The following is a 6,053-nucleotide window of genomic DNA, read 5'->3' on the forward strand; positions in this document are numbered from 1 at the left end:
CGCTCCAACTGGCAGGGGCAATCGCTAGTGTGCTCCGTGGTAGCATAAGGCTGTGTCAACACCCGCCGCTTTCTCTGCCCTGCGCCACCGCAACTACCAGCTTTTCTTTTCCGGGCAGGCGATCTCCCTGATCGGCTCGTGGATGCAGATGACGGCACAGGGCTGGCTGGTCACGCTGCTGGCGGTGAGTGAGAAAGAGGCGAGTGCGGCGCAGGGCTGGATCATGACGCTGGGGTCGCTGCCGATGCTACTCGGGGCGTTTTATGGCGGCTGGTTCGCGGATCGTTTTTCCAAGCACAGCATTGTTCTCTGGGCGCAAGTGGCACAAGCCGTGCTGGCACTGGGCATGGCGGCCCTCGTGGCGACGGATCAGATGCGGCTCTGGCAGGTGGCGATTTTCGCCGTCTTGCTGGGCATTACCAATGTCTTTGATATTCCCGCGCGGCAGGCGTTTATTGTGGAACTGGTGGGCAAAGAGGATCTGCACAACGCCATCGGCTTAAACTCGTCGCTCTTCAATGCCGCACGCGTGCTCGGGCCTGCCGTGGCGGGCTTACTGATCGCGGATAAGCAGCGGGCGATGGCACCGTGCTTTCTGGCCAACGGACTCTCGTATCTCGCTGTGATTGTCGGGCTACGGCTGATGCGGGGGGATTTCGCACCAAAAGCAACCGGAAAAGAGCCGCCCCTCAAAGGGGTCACCGAGGCGCTGGGCTATCTCAAGCAGCACCGGCCCATTATGGCGCTCATGGCGATCCTGGCGAGTTTCTCGGTCTTTATGGCGGGCGACTGGATTCTCTTGCCCACACTGGCGAAGTTCACGCTCGGGGCGGATGCGACGCGCTACAGCCACCTAATGAGCGCCCGGGGCGTAGGGGCACTGCTGGGCGCACTGCTCTGCACGCTTCTCTCCGCATCGCCCTACAAAGGCCGTATCGTGACCATTGGCGCGGTGTTCTTTCCTCTTTTCTCTCTGGGAACCGCGCTTTGTCATAGCCTGACCTGGGCATTTGTCTTTGCGCCGCTCTCGTCGTTTTGCATGATCTGCGTCTTTGCCACGAGCAATAGCCTCATCCAGGCCTCGGTTCCCGATGCGCTTCGAGGCCGCGTAATGGGAGTCCATGCGTTTCTGATGATGGGCCTGACGCCCTTTGGGAGCCTTTGGGCCGGGATTGTCGCCTCACGCACCAGCACGTCTATAGCGATGGCACTGGGAGCGAGCCTTGCTGCCGCCAGTGTCTTTCTCGCGGTCGTGCTCTCCCCGGGCTTGCGCCGTGCCCGGCAGACACTGGTGGGAGAGGGCGAAGGTGAGGGAGAGGTTAGCGATTCGGCTGGGTGAACCAGTTGGGCATCTCCTCGAGTGTGGCAACCTGCTCCTGCTCCGCCCCGTTGCGCCAGACGGTGAGTTTCAGCGGCTCGCCAACGGTGTGACTCGCGATAATCTTGCGCAGTGCTTCGTCGTTATCGAGAGGCTTGCCATCAGCTTTTCGCAAGACATCCCACTCGACGATCCCACACTTCTGGGCAGGGGAACCCGGTGTCACGGAAGTGGCATTGTTTCCAGAGTGGACAAGCATTCCCTTGCCATCCGGTGGTAGGGTCAGGTTGCTGGGAAGGGCGCTACGATCCGCCTCAGAAAGTGGGGTGTAGATCACGCCCAGATACGGTCGCAGCACTTTTCCGTTCTCAATAAGCTGCGCGGCGATCTTGCGAGCTGTGTTGATAGGAATGGCGAACCCGATCCCTGTAGAGACTCCCGTGGTAGTGGCGATCGCCGTATTGATCCCGATCACCCGCCCTTCGATATCGGCGAGTGCCCCTCCGGAGTTACCCGGGTTGATGGAGGCATCTGTCTGGATTACTTTCTCAAGCGCGACGCTATCCTGATGGGGATAGTGGCGGTTGAGCGCGGAGACAATTCCGAGTGTAACTGTCGAATTAAAGCCGAGCGGGTTGCCCACCGCAATTGCCCAGTCACCGACGCGCACGGTGTCCGAGTCGCCGAGCAGTGCGGGCGTGAGATTTTTCGCGCCCAGTAGCTTGACGACCGCCAGATCGCTGGCGACATCACCTCCGACAATCGTAACGGAGAAGCGCCGCCCATCGGAGAGGGTCACCTGAATCTTGGCGTCTGGCTGATTGAGCACCGGTGCCACAACATGCTGGTTGGTGAGAACGTAGCCATCGGCGGAGAGCAGAATCCCGGAGCCAGAGCCCTCAAAACGCCGATCCTGAGTCCTAAACTGACCGAGGAACCCCTGGCCCGGGACACTCTCATGACCCTCAACTTCAATACTGACCACGGCGGGCGCAAGCCTAGCCGCCGCATCCGCAACCGATGGCAGTCCTGAGAGTGCCCGTGCCGCCCCGCCTGAGGGAGCCTGTGTCAGTGCCTGAGAAAGCGCATGCCGCCCTGGAGGAAGCCCGGAACCGCGCCGCCCATCGGGACGCCCCTGCGCTAGATACAGAATCAGTGCACAGGCCGCAAACCCCGTGACAAATGTTGCCCCATACCCCAGCGCAGTCTTCATCTCGGGTAGCTCGGCTTACTTTTTCGGCGCTTCGGGCTCGTCTATTCCCTCTTTGAACTCACGGGTCGCCTGGCCTAAGCCCTTAAAAAGCTGCGGCAAACGAGACGCGCCAAAGAACAATACAACAACCAAGACAATCACCAGCCAGGCGCTGGGAGATGTCCAATAAGCAAACGATAGCATCTTCTTTCCTCGGCCTCCATTGTATCGCGAATTCCACATCCCCTAAAAAAACGCATCTCTTGAGGCTTTTTCACGAATCCCCTTCGATGGCCTGAAAGGCCATCTCTGAGCCGCGCTCCGCGCGAAGCGGGCCGAGCCCGCAGAGAAGGAGACGTTTGGCGCGGCCTCGGGCCGCTTGGCGAAGCCGACCGGGTGCCCTCTGGGCGGGGGACTTTCAGGCCTCGGCAAACCATTCGTGAAAAAGGCTCTCTTTTCTTTGCTTCTCTCCTAAGGAGGAAATCCTCAACCGCACACTATTCTAGTTATGAACGCGACGATTAAGAAAATCCAGGCAACCGCTAAGCAGCTCTGGCGTTCCCTTGCTGCCCACCAGAACCGGGGATTTTTCACCCCCTGCGCTTCGCAGCAAGTTCCGGCTCAAGGCGATCCTCTCGTTCGTCTTCCCCAGGGTCTGGATCTGCGTGCGAGTGGGCCGGGTTTCGACAACCAGCCTGCTCAGCTAGAGGTTGCGTCCTCGGGTGAAACCACTCTTCATGTTTCTGGAACCGTCGTTTACCTTGGTCTACTCTCCCAGCAGCGTGTCGAGACCGGCTGGATGATTACTGGTCTACGGCTCCGGGGGGCGATTCGGTTCGGGCAGAGCGCTGTCACTCTGATGGTGCCGGATCGTGAAGATGTCCCTTATCTGCTCCACGCTCTTGCCCCACAGGCGGCGGCTCCCGCGCAGTATTTCCGTCCCGCTCTGGCCGCGTAGGTGTGTACAAAACTACTTACCGGAAACCTAGCACAATCCGTATAATCCCTGATAGACTTACGGGGGTCGGCTATAAAGCCTGACAGAAATATTATCAAAGATTTTAAAATGACGGTGAGCCCCTTAGATTCTCCCGCGGACTACGATCCCGCGGCTTTTGCCCGCCCCTCGGTCACCGTGGATGTGGCGGCGTTCACGGCGCGGGAACGCAAGCTTCATGTCCTGCTGATCAAGCGAGGTGTCTGGCCTTTTGAGGGTCACTGGGCACTTCCGGGCGGCTTTGTTCAGATGAGCGAAGATCTCGACACCGCTGCCCATCGCGAGCTTGCCGAAGAGACGGGTGTCGCGGGCGCTGAGTTTCTGGAGCAGCTCTACACGTTTGGAACGGTAGACCGCGACCCCCGAACAAGGGTGATTTCCGTGGCCTACTACGCCCTCTTGCCCGAGCCCCATATCGCCCCACGCGCCGGCACCGATGCCGCTGAAGCGCAGTGGTGGCCCGTGGAGGAGCTTCCTTCCCTAGCCTTCGATCACGCCAAGATTCTCACAACCGCCCTGAGCCGCTTGCGTGCCAAGCTGGCCTACACCAGTGTCGCCTACGCCCTCCTCGCGCCCGAGTTCACCCTCACCGAGCTGCAAAATGTCTACGAGCTGATTCTGGGCCGCGAGTTGGACAAGCGCAACTTCCGCAAGAAGATGCTCTCTACCGAGCTACTCGAAGGCTTGGAGAAGCAGCGCCGTGGCGGTGCCCACCGCCCCGCTCAGCTCTTCAGCTTCACCAAGCGCGAACCCGTTTTCTTGGATTAGGGCGTCCTACCCCCTAGCCCCCGCCTAGCGGGGGAATCTTTGTGAGGGGTTGCTCTTTAGCAAAACTTCGTGTACAAACGACATATAAAGTATGTCTACACTTGTTTTTGAGCCCTATCTTGACCAGCTCGCTCGCTGGCCAGTCGAGGGCAAGCTGATCCTCGCCCAGTTCGATGAGCACTCGGTCGTGGTCTACCAGGCTTTTCGCCCGGAGATCGCGCTCTACGCCGTGGAGCACCAGCGCTTTGGGGGGCCGTTCTCACTGGAGCGCATGAGCTGGATCAAGCCCGGTTTCTTGTGGATGATGTACCGGAGCGGCTGGGCGAGCAAGCCGGGGCAGGAGCATATCTTGGCCGTACGGCTGAGGCGCGAAGGCTTTGACGCGATTCTGTTGCAGGCCATCGCCTCGACCTACCATTCGTCAAGTTTCGGCTCGCGGGAAGAGTGGCAACACGCCGTCGCCCACTCCGAGGTGCGTCTTCAGTGGGATCCGGATCACGATCCCAAAGGCAATAAACAGACACGCCGCGCTATCCAGCTTGGGCTACGCGGTGATATTCTGCGCCGCTACGCCACAACCTGGATTTTGGAAATTAGCGACATTACTGCGTTTGCTCACGAGCAAGCGCCTAAACCATACGAGGACCTCTTGCTTCCTCGCGAGGAAATCTACCATGCCCATCAAGTTCTATAGTAAAACTCAAGAAAACGCCTACCTCTCAAACTTCTCGCCGCACGGCTTCGAGATCAACGGACTCTACTGGCCGACTGTGGAACACTATTTCCAGGCGATGAAATTCCCGACGCACCCGGAGTACCAGGAGAAGATTCGACTTGCAAAATCAGCCGCTCAGGCAAAAACTCTGGGCCGCACACGCACCATTCCGCTCCGCCCGGACTGGGATTCGGTAAAAGACGACATCATGCGCTGCGCCGTCCAGGCAAAGTTTGACACACACCAACGACTGCGCACCGACCTGATCGCCACCGAGAACGAAACGCTGATCGAGGACGCGCCCACCGATTATTACTGGGGCGCGGGCCGCACCGGCACCGGCAAGAACCGCCTTGGGGAAATTATCATGGAGACGCGCACAGATTACCAGACCGAATAGCCGCCCAATGGAATTGGGCGTCAACAATGGCTTCGTTCCTCAGCCGCAAAGCCCGTGCCGGGCTACCGAATTATTCCCCAGCCTGGAACAGGCTTCGCGGCACGCAGTGCCATTGCAGACGCCGATTTCCAATCGGCGGAGAAAAAAGATGACACCGATTGAACGCACACGATTATCACTGGACGGACTTTCCGTAGGGGATGGGTTTGGGGAGGGTTATTTCTCCAACCCCAACATGGTCGAGGAGCTGATTGCACAACGGGCGCTTCCGGGTGCTCCGTGGCGCTGGACCGATGACTCACAGATGGCGATTAGCATTGCGGACGTGCTAGAAAAGTACGGCGAGATCAACCAAGATGTGCTGGCGCTCCAGTTTGGCGAGCGCTACGAGCCCGGGCGTGGCTACGGCCCAGCGATGCACGATCTGATGCGCCAGTACCGGGTAGGGGGAAAGTGGCAAAAGCTCGCTGCCGCCATGTTCGATGGTCAAGGAAGCTTTGGCAATGGCTCGGCGATGCGGATCGCGCCGCTCGGAGCGTTCTTCGCCGATGATCTGGAGCGCGTCAAAGCCGAGGCAGTGAAGAGCGCAGTGGTGACGCATGCCAGCTCGGAGGGAATTGCGGGTGCGATTGCGGTTGCCGTCGCGGCAGCGGTTGCTTGGCA

The 6,053-nt window shown here is 59.5% G+C and carries 8 protein-coding genes; 6 read left to right on the forward strand and 2 right to left on the reverse strand.

Going from position 1 to position 6,053, the window contains the following annotated elements:
* Window positions 1–52: 52 nt before the first annotated feature.
* A complete protein-coding gene (locus ACH2EH_RS04260; protein WP_395139265.1) occupies window positions 53–1,339 on the forward strand; it encodes an MFS transporter in 1,287 nt (428 codons plus the stop codon).
* Here the strand turns inward: ACH2EH_RS04260 and ACH2EH_RS04265 are convergent.
* A complete protein-coding gene (locus tag ACH2EH_RS04265; RefSeq protein ID WP_395139267.1) occupies window positions 1,320–2,531 on the reverse strand; it encodes a S1C family serine protease in 1,212 nt (403 codons plus the stop codon). The genes ACH2EH_RS04260 and ACH2EH_RS04265 overlap by 20 nt on opposite strands.
* Window positions 2,532–2,546: 15 nt before the next feature.
* Entirely contained in the window at window positions 2,547–2,714 is a 168-nt protein-coding gene (gene tatA / locus ACH2EH_RS04270; RefSeq protein WP_395139269.1) for a twin-arginine translocase TatA/TatE family subunit, read from the reverse strand.
* 304 nt (window positions 2,715–3,018) lie between these two features.
* Between tatA and ACH2EH_RS04275 the strand changes: the two genes are divergently transcribed.
* The 5 genes from ACH2EH_RS04275 to ACH2EH_RS04295 all read left to right on the forward strand — a co-directional run.
* Window positions 3,019–3,468: a hypothetical protein gene (locus tag ACH2EH_RS04275; RefSeq protein WP_395139271.1), complete on the forward strand. Its 450-nt coding sequence runs from the start codon at window positions 3,019–3,021 to the stop codon at window positions 3,466–3,468.
* Between the two features lie 108 nt (window positions 3,469–3,576).
* The gene (locus ACH2EH_RS04280; RefSeq protein ID WP_395139273.1) at window positions 3,577–4,275 is read left to right on the forward strand and encodes an NUDIX domain-containing protein; all 699 of its coding nucleotides are present in this window, start codon (window positions 3,577–3,579) and stop codon (window positions 4,273–4,275) included.
* 91 nt (window positions 4,276–4,366) lie between these two features.
* Complete coding sequence (locus ACH2EH_RS04285; RefSeq protein ID WP_395139275.1) at window positions 4,367–4,969, forward strand: DUF4291 domain-containing protein; 603 nt, start codon at window positions 4,367–4,369, stop codon at window positions 4,967–4,969.
* Window positions 4,950–5,390, forward strand: coding sequence for an NADAR family protein (locus tag ACH2EH_RS04290; protein ID WP_395139277.1), 441 nt, complete (start codon window positions 4,950–4,952; stop codon window positions 5,388–5,390). The genes ACH2EH_RS04285 and ACH2EH_RS04290 overlap by 20 nt, the downstream gene beginning before the upstream one ends.
* A 148-nt stretch (window positions 5,391–5,538) precedes the next feature.
* Window positions 5,539–6,053: ADP-ribosylglycohydrolase family protein (locus ACH2EH_RS04295; RefSeq protein WP_395139279.1), on the forward strand; the 515-nt coding region annotated here is incomplete at its 3' end.

Source organism: Armatimonas sp. (assembly GCF_043760365.1).
GTDB lineage: Bacteria > Armatimonadota > Armatimonadia > Armatimonadales > Armatimonadaceae > Armatimonas.